This window comes from Amycolatopsis sp. 195334CR, from assembly GCF_017309385.1.
GTDB lineage: Bacteria > Actinomycetota > Actinomycetes > Mycobacteriales > Pseudonocardiaceae > Amycolatopsis.
Genome location: NZ_JAFJMJ010000002.1, coordinates 1,985,641 through 2,002,197, shown reverse-complemented (window position 1 = coordinate 2,002,197; position 16,557 = coordinate 1,985,641). Strand labels below are relative to the sequence as shown.

The following is a 16,557-nucleotide window of genomic DNA, read 5'->3' as shown; positions in this document are numbered from 1 at the left end:
TGGGGAATCGTGGGTGGGCCCGTGCCGTCAGAGCGCGGGCACCACCATCGGCGTGCCGGTCACCGGATCGGGCACCACGACGCACGGCAGGTCGAAGACCTCCTTGAGCAGCGCGGCGTCCACGATCTCGGGCGGGGTGCCCTCGGCGACCACGCGGCCGTCCTTCATGGCGATCAGGTGGTCGGCGTACCGGCAGGCCTGATTGACGTCGTGCAGCACGGCGATCACCGTGCGGCCCTGGTCGCGCAGGCCGGCCAGCAGTTCGAGCAGCTGGTACTGGTGGGCGATGTCGAGGAACGAGGTCGGCTCGTCGAGCAGCAGGTACGGCGTCTGCTGGGCGAGCACCACGGCCATCCACACCCGCTGCCGCTGCCCGCCGGACAGCTCGTGCACCGGGCGGGCGGCCAGGTCGGTCACCCCGGCCGAGTCCATCGCCTCGGCGACGGCTTCGGCGTCCTGCTCGGACCAGGTGGACAGCAGCGACTGGTGCGGGAACCGGCCGCGCGCGACCAGCTGCCGCACGCGGATGTCCTCCGGGGCCACCGGGTCCTGCGGCAGGAAGCCCAGCGCGCGCGCCAGCGCCTTGCCCGGGTACGAGCCCACCTCGCGGCCGTCCAGCCGGACGTGCCCCTCGGCCGGTTTCAGCAGCCGGACGAAGGCGCGCAGCAGGGTGGACTTGCCGCAGGCGTTGGGCCCGACGATGGCGGTCAGCGCCCCGTCGGGCACGTCGAGGGACAACCGGGTCGACACCACCCGGTCCCCGTAGCGCAGGGTCAGATCACTCGCGGTCAGGCGCGCGGTCACGCTCGACGCACCTCCTTGGTGAGCAGCCAGATCAGGTAGCAGCCGCCGATCGCGGTGCTGACCACGCCGACGGGAAGGGCGACCGGGGCGAGCAGCATCTGCGCCACCAGGTCGGCGGCCAGCAGCAGGACCGCCCCGGTCAGCGCGGCGGGCAGCAGCGGCACACCGGGCGCCCGTGCCAGCCGCCTGCCGATCTGCGGTGCGGCCAGCGCGATGAACGCGATCGGCCCGGCCACCGCGGTGACCGTGGCGGTGCAGCCGACGCCGATCAGCACCAGCTGCAGGCGCAGCTTCTCCAGCCCGACCCCGGTGGTCACCGCCATCGCGCTGCCGAGCGAGGACTGGTGCAGTGCCTGCGCGCGCAGGGCCAGCACCACCAGCAGCACGCCGATGATGGCGAACGGCAGGCGCAGGCCGTCCCAGCCGACGCCGTTCAGCGAACCGGCGTTCCAGCCGACCGCGGCGATCGCGACCTCGAGTTCGGCCCGCAGCACGATCCACGAGTTGAACGCGGTCAGCATGGCGTTGACCGCGATGCCGATCACCACCAGCCGGAGCCCGGACAGCCCGCCGCCCAGCGAAAGCAGGTACACCACGGCCGCGGTGAGCACGCCGCCGATCACCGAGCTGACCGCCAGCTGCCCCGGCGTGCCCGCCAGCACGGTGATCGCGACCAGCGCGCCGGTGTAGGCACCGGCGTCCAGCCCGATCACGTCCGGGCTGCCGAGCGGGTTGCGGGTGATGTTCTGGAAGATCGCCCCGGCCACGCCGAGCGCGACGCCGAAGATCACCGCGGCCAGCACCCGCGGCAACCGCCAGTCGCGGATCACCACGCTGGACCCGCCGCTGGAGCCGGAAAGCGCGGCGAACACCTTCGCCGGACTGGCCCAGTTCGCGCCGTAGCACAGGCCCAGCAGGCCGAGCCCGGCGATCAGCACCACCATCACCGCGGTCAGCACCACGACACGCCGCTCCACGCGGAACGAAATCCGCCCACGGCGGAGTACATAAGCGGTCACAGCGGCGCCGCCCCGTACTTGCGCACGGCCCAGATCAGCACCGGGCCGCCGACGAACGCGGTGACGATGGCGACCGGCACCTCACCGGTCGGCAGCAGCACCCGCGAACCCATGTCCGACAGCAGCAGCAGGATCGGGCCCAGCACCGCGCCGAACCCGACCAGCCACGGCACCGAACCCCCGCCCGCCCGCCGGGCCAGGTGCGGCACCATCAGCCCGACAAAGAGGATCGGCCCGGCGACCGCGGTGGCCGCCCCGGCCAGCAGGGTGATCAGCGCCAGCGTCGCGAAGCGGACCCGCGCCACGTTCGCACCGAGCGTGTGCGCCACCGTCTCGCCGAGCGCGACCGCGTTGAGCTGCCTGCTCACCAGCAACGCGCCCAGCACGCCCACGGCGATGGCCACCAGCGGTAGCGCCATCGGCGCCTGCTCCCGCCCGGCGAGCGAGCCGATCGACCAGAACCGGTACACGTCGAACACCTCCGGGTCGAGCAACCGCAGGCCCAGCCCGACACCGGTGAGCACGAAGGTCAGCGCGGTCCCGGTGAGCACCAGCCGCAGCGGCGACTGGCGGCCGACCGAATAGACCAGCGCCGCGGCGAGCAGCGCGCCCACCACCGACAGCAGCAGTTCCCCGGCGGGCCCGGCCACCCCGAGCGACACACCGACGGTGATGGCGAACCCGGCGCCCGAGGTCACCCCGAGCACCCCGGGTTCGGCCAGCGGGTTGCGCGAGAGCGCCTGCACCAGCACCCCGGCCACGCCGAGCGCGGCACCGGCGGCCACGGCCAGCACCGCCCTCGGCAGGCGGACATCCCGCACCACCAGGTGATCCGGGTTCGCCGGGTCACCACCGAACAGCGCGCGGAGCACCTCGGCGGGGGCGATGCCGTGCGCGCCGACCCCGACGCTCAGCACCGCTACCACCACCAGCAGGGCCAAGGCCGCGACGAGCAGCCCCGGCCGCGTGCCGGATTCGCGGAGCGTTCGGGTCACTTGTTCAGCAGCGGCGCGAAAGCCTCGTCGACCGCGTCGAGCGTCTTCATCGCGGCGCGGTAGGTGGCGGCCTCGGTGTAGCGGATCGGGAACGCCTTGCCCGCCTTGACCGCGGGCAGGTTCTTCCACAGCTCCGAATCCATCACGTACTTGACCGGGGCGGGCACCGAACCGTCACCGGAGACGGTGTAGGTGAGCGCGTCGGCCTCGGTGAAGGCCCCCGCCAGCTCCTCGATCGACGGGTACTCGCTGACGTCCTTCGAGCCGCCGCCCTTGACCTTGACCTGGCCGTAGTAGTTCGCGCCGACGTCCTCGGCGATGTTGGTGCCCCACGAGCCGTTGAACTCGCGCTGGAAGTTGCCCTTGGCGACCTCGCCGTACCCGCCCACGTGGCCGAGCTTGAGCTGCGGCAGCACGCCGGCGTACTTCTCCTCGAGCTTCTTCGCCTTCGCCTCGTACTCGTTGCGGGTGGCGTCGAAGGTGCCCAGCGCGCCCGCCGCGTCGGCCTGCTTGCGGGACAGGTCGCGCCACATCGACGGCACGGACGGCCCGATCGCGACCACCGGCGCCAGCGCTTCCAGCCGCTTGAGGTCGATGTCGGCCAGCACCGGCTTCGGCACGCCGATCACGATCAGGTCCGGCTCGGCCTGCGCGATGGCCTCGTAGTTCGTCTCGGTCGCGGTCTCCCCGGCGACCTTCGCCAGCCCGTCGTACTTGGTGCGGTCCTCCGGCGTCATCAGCGGGAGGCCGCGCTGCCAGGTGGAGATCCCGACCAGCGGCGCGTTCGCCTCCAGCAGCGCGGGCACCGCGTAGCCGGTGGCGACCACGCGCTTCGGGGCGACCGGGATGGTGATTTCCCCGTTGTCGGCGGCGAAAACGCGGGTCTGGCCCTCGGCGGCACCGGTCTCTTCGGCGCCGCCCGATGCGCAGCCGGTGGCCACGGCGAGGGCGAGCACCAGCGCGCCGGCGGTGCGGGCGGTTCTGGCGATGGACATCTTTTTCCTCGTGTTCGGTGAACGTAATACGGCGTATTACAGACGGTCAGTGGTGGTCGTGTTCGTGCTCGTGGTCCTCGTCGAAGTCCGCGACACCGCGCTTCCAGTACCCGGTGATGTCGTGGTCACCGCGGTCGAGCCGGAGTTCGTCGCGCACCCAGCGGCGCAGCGGCTTGAGCACGCCCGCTTCGCCGGCGAGCCAGACGTAGAGCCGTTCGCCGTCGGGGATCTCCACCGAGCGCACGGCCTTCTCCAGCAGATCGCCGGTCCCCGGCTCGGCGTCGCCGCGGTGCAGCCAGCGCACCTCGACGTCCTCCGGCGGGTGCAGTTCGATCTGCTCGCTCCCACCGGCCACCTCGATGAACGCCCAGCCCGCCGCGGTGCGCGGCAGTTCCTCCAGCCAGCGTGCGATCGCGGGCAGTGCGGTGAGGTCGCCGGCGAGCAGGTACCGGTCGTAGTTGTGCGGCACGATCAGCCCGCCCGGCGGACCGGCGACGTGCGCGACGTCGCCGGGGCGCGCCGCCCGTGCCCAGTCCGCGCCGAGGCCGCCTTCGTGCAGCGCCACGTCGATGTCGAGTTCCCCGGTGACCGGGTCGTAGCGGCGGACGGTGTACTCGCGCGAGGTCGGCAGCGGCCGGGGCCAGCGCAGCATGTCGCCGTTGGGCTCGGGCAGGCGCAGCGAACCGTCGGACTCCGGGAAGATCAGTTTCACGTGCTCGTCCGGCGAATGCGCCTCGAACCCGGCGGTCCCGGGGCCGCCCAGGGTGACCCGCACCAGACCGGTGCCGACCTTGCTGGTGCGCAGCACCTCGGTCTGGCGGATGCGGATCGGGTACGGCACCTTCTCGGCCGTGGTGCCCGCGCGGACCTCGGCGATCCGCTCGCGGTACCGCGCCCGCTGCTCGGCGCGGCTCACGCGCGCTCCCCGGCGAGCACGGCCGTCCAGTGCGCCAGGTGCGGCTGCTCGGCCAGGTCGGCGAACTCCACCGTGACCCCGGCAGCGCGCCACTGCTCGATCAGGCCCATGATCCGGATCGAATCCAGGCCGAGGTCGAGCAGATCGGCGTCCGGGGTCAGTTCGGCCTCGTCGCAGCCGAGCAGTCCGGCCACGTCGGCGCGAACCTGCTCGGCGGTCAGTCCGGTGGTGCTCATCATCGGGCTCCCGCGTGGATCGGCGCCGACAACGCGGAGAGCGCGCCGGCGGTGGTGGTGACGACGCCGCAGCGCTGCGCGACGTACTCGCAGGCCTGGTCGTGGCGCTCGCGGGAGAAGTCCGCGACCGCGTCGGCGACCAGGAAGGGCCGGACGTCCCGCATGAACGCCTCGACCGCGGTGGCCTGGCAGCCGATGTGCGCGTAGACGCCGGTGATCAGCAGCTGGTCGCGGCCCAGCCCGGCCAGCTGTTCGGTGAAGGTGCTGCGCTGGAAGGCGCTGTAGCGCCACTTGACCAGCACCGTGTCGGCTTCTTCCGGGGCCAGCTCGGGCACCACGTCGGCGGCGGCCGGGTCGTCGTCGATCACCGCGCCGATGCCGTCACCCCAGAACTCGGTGAGCAGCCCGCGGTCCGCGGCGGCCTGGCGGCCCGGCTGCGCGGTGTAGAACACCGGCACGCCCGCCGCCCGCGCGGCGGCGATCAGCGACGCGATGTTGGCGACCATCTCCGGCACCGGCGCGCCCTGGTACGGGGCCAGGAAGTAGCGCTGCGCGTCGTGCACCAGCAGCGCCGCCCGCGCCGGGTCGGGCCGCCAGTCGACCCGGCCCGGCGGCAGCTCGGCCGCGGTCGGCAGCGGATAGGACTCGATCTTCGGCAGGGACACGCTTCACCCTTTCGCGAGAGCGGCCAGTGCCGCCCGCAGCTCACGTTTGCTGGTCTTGCCCACCCCGGTCACCGGGAAGGCCTCGACCACCTGGACCAGGTCGGGCACCTTGAACGCGGCGATCCCGCGCTCGCGGACGAACCGGCGCAGTTCGGCGCCGGTCGGCGAACCACCGGCCACCGGCACCACGTAGGCGCAGGTCCGCTCGCCCAGGTACTCGTCGGGCACGGCGACCACGGCGGCGTCGAGCACCGCCGGGTGCGCCATCAGGTGGTTCTCCACTTCCTCGGCGGCCACCTTCTCGCCGCCGCGGTTGATCTGCTCCTTCGCGCGGCCGACCACCTCCAGGTGCCCGGTCGGCGTGCGCCGGACCAGGTCGCCGGTGCGGTAGAAGCCGTCCGCGGTGAACGCGGTGGCGTTGTGCTCCTCGGCGCGGAAGTAGCCGCGGATGGTGTACGGGCCGCGGGTGAGCAGCGCACCCGCTTCGCCGTCGGGCACCACGTCGTCGGAGGTGGCTTCGGGGTCGGCCGGGTTCACCACGCGGATCTCGTCGTCGAGCGAGATGGGCCGTCCCTGCGTGGTCAGCACGATCTCCTCGGGGTCGTCGAGGCGCGTGTAGCAGACAAGCCCTTCGGCCATCCCGAAAACCTGCTGCAGCCGACAGCCGAGCGCGGGCCCGATCCGCTCGGCGAGCTCGCGCCCGCACTTGGCCCCGCCGACCAGCAGGACGTCCAAAGAGGACAGATCACGGCTGGTGCGCGCCGCGGCCTGCACCCAGGCGGCGGCCAGCGGCGGCACCACCCCGCTGATCGTCACGCCCTCGGCCTCGATCAGCCGGAACGCGGTGTCGGCGTCCGGGCGCGGGGCGAGCACGCTGGTCGCGCCCGCGTGCAGCGCGCCGAGCACGCCCGGCGAGCTGAGCGGGAAGTTGTGGGCCACCGGAAGTGCCGCCAGGTAAACACTTTCCGGGCGCAGCGCGCAAATCCGCGCGCTCTCGCGGACGCTGTAGAGGTAGTCGTCGTGGGTGCGCGGGATCAGCTTCGGCAGGCCGGTGCTGCCGCCGGACAACTGGAGGAACGCCACGCCGGCCGGGTCGGGATCGGGCAGTTCGCGGGGCGCGGTGGCGGCCAGTGCGTCGAACTCCGGGGAACCGACGACCAGCACGTCCCGCACCGAAGCCACGTCACCCGCGACGGCGCGCGCGGTGGCGGCGTGGTCGTGGCGCTCGTGCTCCCCCACGGTCAGGATCGCCACGGCCTCGCTCTGTTCGGCGAAGTGGCGCAGTTCGGTGTTGCGGTGCGCGGGCAGCGCGAACACCGGCCACGCCCCGGCCCGCCACAACCCGAAGACCACCGGCAGGAACTCCGGGATGTTCGGCAGTTGCAGTACCACCCGGTCACCGGCGCGGATCCCGGAATCGGCCAGCCCGGCGGCGATCCGGTGCGCGCGCTGGTCGAGTTCGGCGAAGCTCCAGCGGGCGGTCTCCCCCACGACCGCGGTCCGCTCGGCGTAGGCCTCGGCAACGGAAGTCAGCAATGAGCCGAAGGTCTGGCCGCGCCAGTACCCGGCGGCGCGGTAGTGCGCGGCCGTTTTCTCCGGCCAGGCAACGTGATCGGCACTCATACCGCGCCCTCCAGGCCGAGTGCCCGCAGCAGCGTGCGGAACTTGGCGCTGGTCTCGGCGAGTTCGGCGGCGGGGTCGGAGCCCGCGACCACCCCGGCACCGGCGAACAGGCGGACCGACCGGTCGCACACCTCGGCGCTGCGGATGGTCACCACCCATTCGCCGTCGCCGTGGAGATCGGTCCAGCCGACCAGGCCCGCGTAGTAACCGCGGTCCTCCGGCTCCAGTTCGGCGATCGTGTCGCGGGCGCGTTCGACCGGGACGCCGCAGACCGCGGGCGTCGGGTGCAGTGCCTCGGCCAGCGCGAGCGCGGAAACCGCCGGGTCGGCGATCTGGCCGGTGATGCGGGTGGAGAGGTGCCACATGGTCGGCGTGCCGATCACCGTCGGCTCCTCGGGTGCGTCGAGGTGGCTGCAGAACCCGCTCAGCACGTCGGCGACCTGCTGGGCGACGTGGGCGTGTTCCGCGCGGTCCTTCGCCGAGGCCAGCAACTTCTCGACGCGGCGGCGGTTCTCGGCCTCGTCGGCGACGCGCGGCAGGGATCCGGCCAGCGGGTTCGCCACCACCGTCGAACCGTGCCGGGACACCAGCAGTTCCGGGCTCGCACCGACCAGGGTGCGGGGCGCGGGGTCACCGGGAGCGCTGACGTCGGCCGCGAAGACGTGCGCGGCCGGGTCCGCCCGCACCAGCCGCGCCAGCAGCGCGGGCACCGCGACGGGGTTACCGGCGGCCAGTTCCAGGCAGCGCGCGAGCACGACCTTGCTGAGTTCACCGGCCTCGATCAGCTCCAGCGCGCGGCGCACGCTCGCCGCGTAGACCTCGGGCTCCGGCTTCGGCGTGATCGACCACGACGTGCCGTCGAGCGCGCCCGCCGGGCCGTCGCGGCCGGGGACCCCGGCGCGGCGCACCACCGCGGGCACCACCAGGCTCGCCTCGGCATCGGGCCGGAAGCCGATCGCGCCCACCACCGTCGGCTCGGCCACCCCGGCGATGTCCGCGGCCACCAGTGCTTCCGCCGCCGCGCGGGCGCGCTGCCCGTGCGGTGCCCGCACCACCGTGTGCACCCCGTCCGCCAGCAACGACCCCCGCCCGGAGGAGAAGTAGAACGAGCCGGGCAGGTAGGCGGCCAGCAGATCGGCCGCCCGGTGCACCGGGCGCGGTCGCGCCAGAGCAGGTGAAGACACTGGTCATTCCCTTTCGCAAAGACGACTCGGCGGTGACATCCGCCCGCTGTGCACTCACGTTTATTTGGAAAGCCTAACCTAAGATTTACCTCAGTGGAAGGCGGGTCTTGGTCACGGAGGTCACGCGCGCAGTGTCGCTCCGCCGTCGACGTAGAGGTTCTGCATGGTGATGTGCCGTGCCCGGTTCGACGCCAGGAAGACCACGGCGTCGGCGATGTCGGCGGGGTCGGCGATGCGACCCAGCGGGATCCCGGCGCGGAACTGGGCCGGATCGCCCGCGATCACCCGCGCGGCACCGTTTTCGTCCGTCCACAGTAGACGCTGCATGTCGGTGTCGGTGGAGCCCGGCGAGACGATGTTGCAGCGGATGCCCGAGCCGGCCAGTTCCAGGCCGAGGCAGCGGGTGAGCATGGTGGCCGCCGCCTTCGACGCGGCGTACGCGGCCATGCCGGTTCGGGGCACCCCGGCCGCGTTGGAGCCGACGGTGACCAGTGCGCCCGCGCGCCGGGGCACCATGCGACGGGAGAGCTCGCGGAGCACGGTGAACACGCCGGTGGTGTTGACCGCGAAGGTGGCGGCCCAGTCGTCGTCGGTGGTGTCACAGACGGAGCCGGGCCGGAGGATCCCGGCCACCGGGACGCCGATGGTGATCGGGCCGAGGTCGCTTTCGACCTCGTCGATCACCCGGGCGATGGCCGCGGCGTCGGAGACGTCCGCGAGGAACGGCACGATCCGGCCGCCCACCTCACCAGCCGCCGCAGTCGCGGCCGACTTCGCGGCGACGGCCCCCGCAGTGGCGGCGGCGGTCTCGGCGGCTGCGGTCTTCGCGGCGGCGACCAGCGGCGCGGCCGCGGCGGTCTTCGCGGCGGCCTCGGCGGTCTTCGCGACGGTGTCTGTCGAGGCGGCAGCGGCGATCTCGGCGGCGGCGACCGTCTGGGCCAGGCCGTCCGCGTCGAGGTCGAGGGCGGCGACGGTCGCGCCGGCTGAGGCCAGGGCTCCGGCGACGGCGGCACCGATACCCCGGCCCGCCCCGGTGACCACCGCGATGCCACCGCGGATACCGTCCTCCACCGGAACTCCCTTCCCCGACCACGTTCTTAGGTTGCCCTAACTTAACGTTTCCCTGTCGAGGGTAAAGGGATTGTTCCGGTGATCTGGCTCACCTGGTAGTGAGCAGCGCCGACACCTCACCGGGCGCGTCGAGCATCACCACGTGCCCCGCACCGCCCACGACGTGCTCGGACACGCCCTCCGCCGCGGCCCACCGCGGCATCGCGGTGGCGATGTTGCCGGTGCGGTCTCGATCACCGCGGATCAGCGTGAGCGGGACCGGCGTGCGGTAACCGGGGTCGGGCTCGACCAGCGACGTGGTAGCCCGCCAGACGTCGAGGAACACGGGCTTCGGCATCCGCGCGAACACCGCCTCGGACGCCGCGATCCCCGCCGGGGTCACCGCGGAAGCCTTGGCCATCATCCGCGGCAGCCGCGACTCCGGCAGCATCCCCAACGCCGGCGCGGCGAACCGCAGCAGCGCGCGTTCGGCCCTGGTCAACGGTCCGGCGTTCCACGTCGAGCCGATCACCACGAGCCCGCTCACGCGCTCGGGCGCACGGCGCACGAGCGCCTGCGAGAGGTTCCCGCCGAGCGAGTGCCCGACCAGCACGGGACGCTCCAGTTCCAGGTGGTCGAGCAGCGCGACCAAATCCGCGAGCGCGTCCTCCGCGGTGAACCGCGTGCCCGGTGTCAGTGCCGAATCGCCGTGGGCGCGCAGGTCCCACAGCACCACGTGGCGCCCGGCTTCCCGCAGCGCGATCGCTTGGGCGGCAAAGGCTTCATGACTCATGCCCGCGCCGTGCGTGAGCACCATCGCGGGTCCCGCACCCGGCCAGTACTCGTAACGGAGCACCGCACCGGGCCGGTCCAGGGTTCGGGTCAACACCCCCGCAGTCTCGCTCACGGCTCAGCAGACAAGATCATCGAGGCGCCGTTCCAGGTCGTCGAGCCGGTCTCGGATGGGGTCGCCGTGGAGCAGGTCGGCGAGGCGGTCGGCTTCGTCCTCGTCGAGGGCGATCGACCGCTCCGGGGCATCGGGATCGTCCGCGCCGTAGAACAGCAGGGACCGCCCGGCGCTCGTGTGCAGCACCGCGAGGTGCTCGCCCGAGCGCGTCCGGACGTGGTGCACCTTCCGATGGCCGGGCAGCCGGTGCGAGTCGGTTTCCATGGGTCTCACCTCCACGTGCTGTCCAGTTTGCCCGGATTGCCGCCCCCCGCGCATCGGAGCAAACCCCCATTCGCCCTAGTCGGCGACCACCACCCCGGCCGACACCCGCGCCCGGACGGTGATCGGCTCCCGGCCGACCGGGCGCCGCCAGAGGACGGCGGTGGCGACCGGGTCGGCGAGCGTGGTGCGCAGGCACCGGCGCAGACCCCGCGCGCCGAACACCGGGTCGAAGCCCGCGTCCGCGATCAGCGCCGACACCTCCTCGTCCACCACCAGTTCCACCGAACGGCGACGCAACCGCCGCCGCAGTTCCTCGATCTCCACCGCCGCGATCCGCTGGGCGGTCTCGGTGTCGAACTCGGTGAACACGATCGTCTCGTCGATCCGGTTGAGGAACTCGGTGTCGAAGAAATCGCCCAGTGCCGCCGAAACCGCGGTCTCGTTGCCGCGGGCGGCCAGCCGCCGGGTGAGCGCGCCCGGCCGGTCCCCCAGCCGGTCGGCCACCCGCCGCCACCGCGCCCGGCGCCGCCGCGCCAGCTCCGCGCTGCCCAGGTTGGAGGTCAGGAACACGTAGCTGTTGCGGAAGGAGATGCGCTCCTGCCCGTTCGCCAGGCGCAGTTCGCCGTTGTCCAGCACCTGCAGCAACGCCCGCAACACGGTCGGATGCGCCTTCTCCACCTCGTCGAAGAGCACCACGCCCGGCGTGTACGCGTCACCTTCCACTTTGGACCGTTCGAAGACCGAGTAGGCCTCCTTGCTGCCCGCGTAACCGGGCGGCGCCCCGCTGAACGAGGCCGCGTAGTGCTCCTGCGCCAGCGCGCCCATGTCCACCCGGCACAGGTCCTCCGGCCCGGCGCGCAGTTCGGCGGCCACCTGCCGGACCAGTTCGGTCTTCCCGGTCCCGGTCGGGCCGACCAGCAGCAGGTTCGCCAGCGGCCGCGCCGGATCCGCGATCCCGGCACCGGCCAGTGACAACGCCCGCACCACCGCGTCGACGGCCGGGTCCTGGCCGAGGATCCGCGCGCGCAACCGGCCCGCCACCGCGTCGGGGTCGAAGGCGCCGGGAGGCCGCTCGGGCGCGGCCTCCCGGTTCTGGCTGGTGTTGTTCTGGTCGTGGAACCGGTCGGTCAGGTACGGCATCAGGCGCGCATCGTCTCGTCGACCGGCAACTCGCCCACCCGGCAGTCGGCGACGCCGACCGTGTCGCGGGTGATCGCCTCCACGTTCTCCCGCGCCTTCTCCGCGTCGGTGACCCACAGCTTGTAGAAGTCGAACGGGCAGTCCGCGACGCCCTTGTCGCCGTCGCCCGCCGCGTGCACGCCGGAGTAACCGCGGTGCAGCAGCTTGAACAGGTGGTTCTGCGACTGGTCGAACTCCCGCGCGTCGCGGATCGCCGACAGCGAGAGCTGCGCGAACTGGATGCCGTACTCCTCCTCGCCCGTCTCACCGAGGGTGCGGCCGTCGAACCCGATGATCGAGGAGTGCCCGAAGTAGGAGTACACCCCGTCGAACCCGGCCGCGTTCGCCACCGCGACGTAGCAGTTGTTGGCCCACGCCATCGCCTTCGCCATCAGCACCTGCTGGTCCTTGGCCGGGTACATGTAGCCCTGGCAGCGCACGATCAGCTCGGCGCCCTTCATCGCGCAGTCGCGCCAGATCTCCGGGTAGTTGCCGTCGTCGCAGATGATCAACGAGATCTTCATGCCCTTCGGGCCCTCGGTGACGTAGGTGGTGTCACCCGGGTACCAGCCCTCGATCGGGCACCACGGCAGGATCTTGCGGTACTTCTGCACGATGTCGCCGTTGTTGTCGATCAGCACCAGCGTGTTGTACGGCGGCTTGTGCGGGTGGTCCTCGTGCTGCTCGCCGGTGATGGAGAAGACGCCCCAGGTGTTCGCGGTGCGGCAGGCCTCGCTGAAGATCGCGGTCTCCTCGCCGGGCACGGTCGCAGCCGTCGCGTACATCTCCTCGGGGTCGTACATGATGCCCTGGGTCGAGTACTCGGGGAAGACCACCAGGTCCATGCCGGGCAGCCCGGTCTTCATGCCCACCACCATCTCGGCGATCTTGCGGGCGTTGTCCAGCACCTCGGCCTTGGTGTGCAGGCGCGGCATCTTGTAGTTGACCACCGCGACGCCGACGGTGTCGGGGCTGGCGGAGATGTCACCGTGTCGCATGGGGGTTCCTCCTGGGGATCACGCGGCCGCCGCGGTGGCGGCCGGAACGGAACGGGATTCGGTGCCGCGGCCGGCCAGCAGCGCGGCGGCCACGAGCAGCGCGGCCAGCAGCGCCGCGGTCAGCCAGGCGAGCCCGGCGCTGGGGCGGTAGCCGCCGGTCAGCGCGAGGAAGGCCGGGATGGTGCAGGTCGGCTGGCTGAAGAAGACGGTGAGCCAGCCGGTGAACCGGGTCAGCCGCTCGGCGCCGAGGCCGAGCACCACGAAGAACAACGCCCACAGCAGCGCCCAGGCCAGCCAGATCACGCCGAAGACCGGGTCGTGATCGCGCCAGAAGGACAGTCCCGAGTAGACCAGCGCCGCCCCGGCCACGAAGAGGGAGAACCAGCCGATCCCGGCCGGTTCGAGGTTCGCCAGGTTCGCCACGCCGACGTAGAGATAGGTGAAGCCGAACAGGTAGAGCCCGGAGGCACCGAGGATCGCGTCCTGGTCGCCGCCCGCCTGGATGATCAGCACGGTCGGGGTGACGCACTGCAGGGCGCCGACGAACAGGTTCAGCGCCGCCGCCGACCGGGCCGGGACCCGGCCGAGCAGCATCAGTCCGTTGAGCAGCAGCACCGCCCCGACGTAGAGCAAGCCCACGTTGTTCATCCGCGGCCTCCGCCTCATTGCAACCGCTTGGAATAATTTCAGATGAAAGTAAATGGAGACGGGCGCACCGTCAAGACCGAGCGGCAGAACCGCGTCAGAGGCGGGTGATCACGTCGAAGTCGCAGCCGTCGGCGACGGCGAGGTGGACGCGCTGGCGGGCCTGCTGGCCCTGGAACTCGACGGTGCCGCGCGGACCGTGGTAGGCGACGCCGTCGAGCACGGCGTTGAAGTCCGAGAGGCGGGCGCTGCCCGCCCGGCGCGCCAGGCTGGCCAGCGCCTGCAGGCCCTCGTAGCAGGACTCCGCCGCGTTGTTCAGCGGCGGCGCGGTCACCCCGTGCAGGCCGACGTAGCGCCCGAGCAGGTCCATCGCGTCGGCGTTGACCATGGACCGGAAGTAGGCCGCCGCCACGAACAGGTTCCTGGTCGCCGCGCTGCCGCTGGCCAGCAGCATGTTCTCCTCCATCAGCGGGCTGAACCGCACCAGCCGCTCGTGCAGGCCGCGCGCGGCGAACGCGCGGTTGAACTCCACCGCGTCCTGGCCGACCAGCAGCATCAGCACGCCGTCCGCCGCGCTGGCCTCGACCTGCCGGATCAGCCCCGCCATGTCGCCGCCGCCGAGCCCGACGAACGCCTCCCCCGCGATGGACAGGCCCAGTTCGCCGGCGAACCGGCGGACCGCGCCGGTGGACACCCGCGGCCACACGTAGTCGTCACCGGCGATGAACCAGCGCCGCGCGCCGAGGTGGTCGCGCAGCCACCGCAGCGCGGGTTCGATCTGCACGCGCGGGGTTTCGCCGGTGCAGAAGATCCCCGGCCGCCGCTCGCCGCCCTCGTACAACGACGTGTAGGCGTACGGCAGCCGCCCGGCGAGCATCGGGGCCAGCGCGTGCCGGACCGAGGAGATGTGCCAGCCGGTGACCGCGTCGACCTCGCCCGCCTCGGCCAGCGCGGCGACCTCGGCGGCCACCACCGACGGCGGCGCGCCCCCGTCGACCACGTGCAGGGAGACCTCGCGGCCCAGCACCCCGCCCGCGGTGTTGAACTCGTGCGCGGCCAGCTCGGCGATCGCCTCGCAGGACGGGCCGAACAGGCCGGCCGGGCCCTGCAGCGGGATCACCATGGCGACGCGCCAGTCCGCCCGGCGATCGCGGGCGGCGGCGAAACTCATCCGGTCTCCGCGGTTGTCCCGTACTGGTCGATTACTTCCAGCTGGAACAAAGTCTTACAATCCGGGGAGGATTCCGCAAGAGGGAGGACCGAGGCCGCCGATGACCGCGCACACCGGTGCCGAACCGCTGACCAGGGCGCTCACCCGCGCGCTGCGAGCCGTCACGGCCAGGGTCGAGGAAGTGCTCAGACCGGAGAACCTGACCCTGGACCAGTGGCTGGTGCTCGACGCGCTGGCCCGCGAGCGGGGGCTGTCCATGGCCGACCTGGCCACCAGGACGCTGGCCACCGGCCCGACGCTGACCCGCGTGGTCGACCGGCTCGTCTCCACCGCGGTGGCCTACCGCGAGGTCGACGCCGAGGACCGCCGCCGCGTGCGGGTCTACCTCGGCCCGCGGGGCAAGGCCGCGCACCGGCGGCTCGCGCCCAAGGTGGCCGAGGCCGAAGCCGAACTGCTCGACCGCACGGACGACGGGCAGCGGGCGCTGGCCCTGCTCGCCGCGCTCGGCGGGATGTCCGCACCCGACCGGGCCTAGCGCCCCGCGGGGGTTCGGTCTCTGGCCTCGGGTACCGGTGCCAGAATCGCGGCATGGAGATTCGTCAGGTGAAGCGCCTGGGTACCGGGGTCAGCGCGATCGGGCTCGGCTGCTGGCAGCTCGGCGCCGACTGGGGCGAGGTCGGCGAGCACGACGCGCTGGCCGTGCTCGAAACCGCCGCCGGTGCAGGGGTCACCTTCTTCGACACCGCCGACGTCTACGGCGACGGCCGCAGCGAGCAGCTGGTTGGCCGGTTCCGCGCCCACCACGACGGCGTGTTCGTCGCCACCAAGATGGGCCGCCGGGTCGAGCAGGTGCCGGAGAACTACACCGCCGCCCACTTCGCCGAGTGGACCGACCGCTCCCGCCGGAACCTCGGCATGGACACCCTCGACCTGGTCCAGCTGCACTGCCCGCCGACGCCGGTGTACGCCAGCGACGAGGTGTTCGACGCGCTCGACGACCTGGTCTCCCGGGGCCGCATCGCGCGCTACGGCGTCAGCGTGGAGACCTGCGAAGAGGCGCTCACCGCGCTGGCCAGGCCGAACGTGGCCTCGGTGCAGATCATCCTGAACTGCCTGCGGCTCAAGCCGCTGGAGCGGGTGCTGCCTGCCGCGGCCGAGGCGGGCGCGGCGATCATCGTCCGGGTGCCGCTCGCCTCCGGTCTGCTGTCGGGCAAGTACACGAAGGACACCACCTTCGCCGCCGACGACCACCGGAACTTCAACCGCCACGGCGAGGCGTTCGACGTGGGCGAGACCTTCGCCGGGGTGCCCTACGAGGTCGGGCTCGAGGCCGTCGAACGGCTGCGTGGCCTGGTCCCGGCCGGTCAGACCCTCGCTCAATTCGCGTTGCGGTGGATCCTGGACCAGCCGGGCGTGAGCACGGTCATCCCCGGCGCCCGGAACCCGGCTCAGGCCGGCGCGAACACCTCCGCGGCCGCACTGCCCCCTGTGGACGGTGAGGCCGCCGAAGCGGTGCGCGCGGTGTACGACGAGCTGATCCGCCCGCTGGTGCACGACCGGTGGTGAGCTGACGTGCCCGAATCCGGGCACGGGATTTGGGCCGCTCCCCCGGCCGGTGCGATGCTGGCCGCCGTGGGGGACGAAGTGCCGGAGGACCTGCTGCGCCACGTGGTCAGGACCAGCGGCCTGCCGTCCGCCATCGCCAGGCGCGTGGTCTCCGACGTGATGGGTTACTTCGTCGAGACGCCCGAGGAGTACGTGCGCCGGCGCCATGCCGAGCTGCGCGCCCGGCAGCTCCCGAACGCCGCCATCTGGCCCCGGCTCCGCGAAGAACTCGCGGTGCGGCCGGTCGCGGCGCCGGAGCTGTCGGAACGGCAGCTGCGGCGCATCGTCTACGGCTGAAAGG

Annotated in this window: 19 protein-coding genes; 3 read left to right on the top strand and 16 right to left on the bottom strand. The window is 72.5% G+C overall.

The genetic code is table 11. The annotated features are described in order from the left end of the window. Window positions 1–27: 27 nt before the first annotated feature. The 16 genes from JYK18_RS32515 to JYK18_RS32440 all read right to left on the bottom strand — a co-directional run bounded on the left by JYK18_RS32515 (window position 28) and on the right by JYK18_RS32440 (window position 14,651). Entirely contained in the window at window positions 28–804 is a 777-nt protein-coding gene (locus JYK18_RS32515) for an ABC transporter ATP-binding protein (RefSeq protein WP_206807231.1), read from the bottom strand. Further along, a complete protein-coding gene (locus tag JYK18_RS32510) occupies window positions 801–1,823 on the bottom strand; it encodes an iron chelate uptake ABC transporter family permease subunit (RefSeq protein ID WP_307796157.1) in 1,023 nt (340 codons plus the stop codon). Before JYK18_RS32510 ends, JYK18_RS32515 begins: the two co-directional genes overlap by 4 nt. Further along, complete coding sequence (locus tag JYK18_RS32505) at window positions 1,820–2,818, bottom strand: iron ABC transporter permease (protein ID WP_206807230.1); 999 nt, start codon at window positions 2,816–2,818, stop codon at window positions 1,820–1,822. The genes JYK18_RS32510 and JYK18_RS32505 overlap by 4 nt, the downstream gene beginning before the upstream one ends. Further along, window positions 2,815–3,813 (bottom strand): ABC transporter substrate-binding protein, encoded by a 999-nt coding sequence (locus JYK18_RS32500; protein ID WP_206807229.1) that lies wholly within the window; start codon window positions 3,811–3,813, stop codon window positions 2,815–2,817. Before JYK18_RS32500 ends, JYK18_RS32505 begins: the two co-directional genes overlap by 4 nt. 46 nt (window positions 3,814–3,859) lie before the next feature. After that, the gene (locus JYK18_RS32495) at window positions 3,860–4,729 is read right to left on the bottom strand and encodes a siderophore-interacting protein (protein ID WP_206807228.1); all 870 of its coding nucleotides are present in this window, start codon (window positions 4,727–4,729) and stop codon (window positions 3,860–3,862) included. Continuing rightward, window positions 4,726–4,968 carry a phosphopantetheine-binding protein gene (locus JYK18_RS32490; RefSeq protein ID WP_206807227.1) on the bottom strand — a complete coding sequence of 81 codons (243 nt, stop codon included), beginning with the start codon at window positions 4,966–4,968 and terminating at the stop codon, window positions 4,726–4,728. Before JYK18_RS32490 ends, JYK18_RS32495 begins: the two co-directional genes overlap by 4 nt. Beyond that, entirely contained in the window at window positions 4,965–5,630 is a 666-nt protein-coding gene (locus tag JYK18_RS32485) for an isochorismatase family protein (RefSeq protein WP_206807226.1), read from the bottom strand. Before JYK18_RS32485 ends, JYK18_RS32490 begins: the two co-directional genes overlap by 4 nt. Window positions 5,631–5,633: 3 nt before the next feature. After that, window positions 5,634–7,253, bottom strand: a complete 1,620-nt coding sequence (locus tag JYK18_RS32480; RefSeq protein ID WP_206807225.1) for a (2,3-dihydroxybenzoyl)adenylate synthase — start codon at window positions 7,251–7,253, stop codon at window positions 5,634–5,636. Next, the gene (locus tag JYK18_RS32475; RefSeq protein ID WP_206807224.1) at window positions 7,250–8,437 is read right to left on the bottom strand and encodes an isochorismate synthase; all 1,188 of its coding nucleotides are present in this window, start codon (window positions 8,435–8,437) and stop codon (window positions 7,250–7,252) included. The genes JYK18_RS32480 and JYK18_RS32475 overlap by 4 nt, the downstream gene beginning before the upstream one ends. Window positions 8,438–8,557: 120 nt before the next feature. Beyond that, entirely contained in the window at window positions 8,558–9,508 is a 951-nt protein-coding gene (locus JYK18_RS32470) for a 2,3-dihydro-2,3-dihydroxybenzoate dehydrogenase (RefSeq protein ID WP_307796156.1), read from the bottom strand. 88 nt (window positions 9,509–9,596) lie between these two features. Then, on the bottom strand, window positions 9,597–10,376 hold the full coding sequence (locus JYK18_RS32465; RefSeq protein ID WP_307796155.1) for an alpha/beta hydrolase: 780 nt from the start codon (window positions 10,374–10,376) through the stop codon (window positions 9,597–9,599). Window positions 10,377–10,397: 21 nt separating this feature from the next. Then, entirely contained in the window at window positions 10,398–10,658 is a 261-nt protein-coding gene (locus JYK18_RS32460) for a hypothetical protein (RefSeq protein WP_206807223.1), read from the bottom strand. A gap of 75 nt (window positions 10,659–10,733) precedes the next feature. After that, window positions 10,734–11,798: an AAA family ATPase gene (locus JYK18_RS32455; protein WP_206807222.1), complete on the bottom strand. Its 1,065-nt coding sequence runs from the start codon at window positions 11,796–11,798 to the stop codon at window positions 10,734–10,736. Next, window positions 11,798–12,835: an aliphatic amidase gene (locus JYK18_RS32450; protein WP_206807221.1), complete on the bottom strand. Its 1,038-nt coding sequence runs from the start codon at window positions 12,833–12,835 to the stop codon at window positions 11,798–11,800. Before JYK18_RS32450 ends, JYK18_RS32455 begins: the two co-directional genes overlap by 1 nt. An 18-nt stretch (window positions 12,836–12,853) precedes the next feature. Beyond that, a complete protein-coding gene (locus JYK18_RS32445) occupies window positions 12,854–13,483 on the bottom strand; it encodes an AmiS/UreI family transporter (RefSeq protein WP_206807220.1) in 630 nt (209 codons plus the stop codon). A 94-nt stretch (window positions 13,484–13,577) separates the two neighbouring features. After that, entirely contained in the window at window positions 13,578–14,651 is a 1,074-nt protein-coding gene (locus JYK18_RS32440) for a substrate-binding domain-containing protein (protein ID WP_242582333.1), read from the bottom strand. Window positions 14,652–14,751: 100 nt separating this feature from the next. Here JYK18_RS32440 and JYK18_RS32435 point away from each other — a divergent pair, with 100 nt between their 5' ends. From JYK18_RS32435 to JYK18_RS32425, 3 genes are read left to right on the top strand one after another with little or no spacing between them, the layout of a single operon-like run. Next, window positions 14,752–15,186 carry a MarR family transcriptional regulator gene (locus tag JYK18_RS32435; protein ID WP_206807219.1) on the top strand — a complete coding sequence of 145 codons (435 nt, stop codon included), beginning with the start codon at window positions 14,752–14,754 and terminating at the stop codon, window positions 15,184–15,186. A gap of 53 nt (window positions 15,187–15,239) precedes the next feature. After that, window positions 15,240–16,217 (top strand): aldo/keto reductase, encoded by a 978-nt coding sequence (locus JYK18_RS32430; protein WP_206807218.1) that lies wholly within the window; start codon window positions 15,240–15,242, stop codon window positions 16,215–16,217. Window positions 16,218–16,271: 54 nt separating this feature from the next. Then, the gene (locus JYK18_RS32425; RefSeq protein WP_242583491.1) at window positions 16,272–16,553 is read left to right on the top strand and encodes a hypothetical protein; all 282 of its coding nucleotides are present in this window, start codon (window positions 16,272–16,274) and stop codon (window positions 16,551–16,553) included. Window positions 16,554–16,557: the final 4 nt, after the last annotated feature.

Bases quoted from the DNA above. Each gene is read 5' to 3' on its own strand.
- JYK18_RS32490 (WP_206807227.1), bottom strand. From the start codon at position 4,968: ATGATGAGCACCACCGGACTGACCGCCGAGCAGGTTCGCGCCGACGTG.
- JYK18_RS32460 (WP_206807223.1), bottom strand. From the start codon at position 10,658: ATGGAAACCGACTCGCACCGGCTGCCCGGCCATCGGAAGGTGCACCAC.
- JYK18_RS32445 (WP_206807220.1), bottom strand. From the start codon at position 13,483: ATGAACAACGTGGGCTTGCTCTACGTCGGGGCGGTGCTGCTGCTCAAC.
- JYK18_RS32500 (WP_206807229.1), bottom strand. From the start codon at position 3,813: ATGTCCATCGCCAGAACCGCCCGCACCGCCGGCGCGCTGGTGCTCGCC.
- JYK18_RS32450 (WP_206807221.1), bottom strand. From the start codon at position 12,835: ATGCGACACGGTGACATCTCCGCCAGCCCCGACACCGTCGGCGTCGCG.
- JYK18_RS32435 (WP_206807219.1), top strand. From the start codon at position 14,752: ATGACCGCGCACACCGGTGCCGAACCGCTGACCAGGGCGCTCACCCGC.
- JYK18_RS32425 (WP_242583491.1), top strand. From the start codon at position 16,272: ATGCTGGCCGCCGTGGGGGACGAAGTGCCGGAGGACCTGCTGCGCCAC.
- JYK18_RS32430 (WP_206807218.1), top strand. From the start codon at position 15,240: ATGGAGATTCGTCAGGTGAAGCGCCTGGGTACCGGGGTCAGCGCGATC.
- JYK18_RS32440 (WP_242582333.1), bottom strand. From the start codon at position 14,651: ATGAGTTTCGCCGCCGCCCGCGATCGCCGGGCGGACTGGCGCGTCGCC.
- JYK18_RS32480 (WP_206807225.1), bottom strand. From the start codon at position 7,253: ATGAGTGCCGATCACGTTGCCTGGCCGGAGAAAACGGCCGCGCACTAC.
- JYK18_RS32455 (WP_206807222.1), bottom strand. From the start codon at position 11,798: ATGCCGTACCTGACCGACCGGTTCCACGACCAGAACAACACCAGCCAG.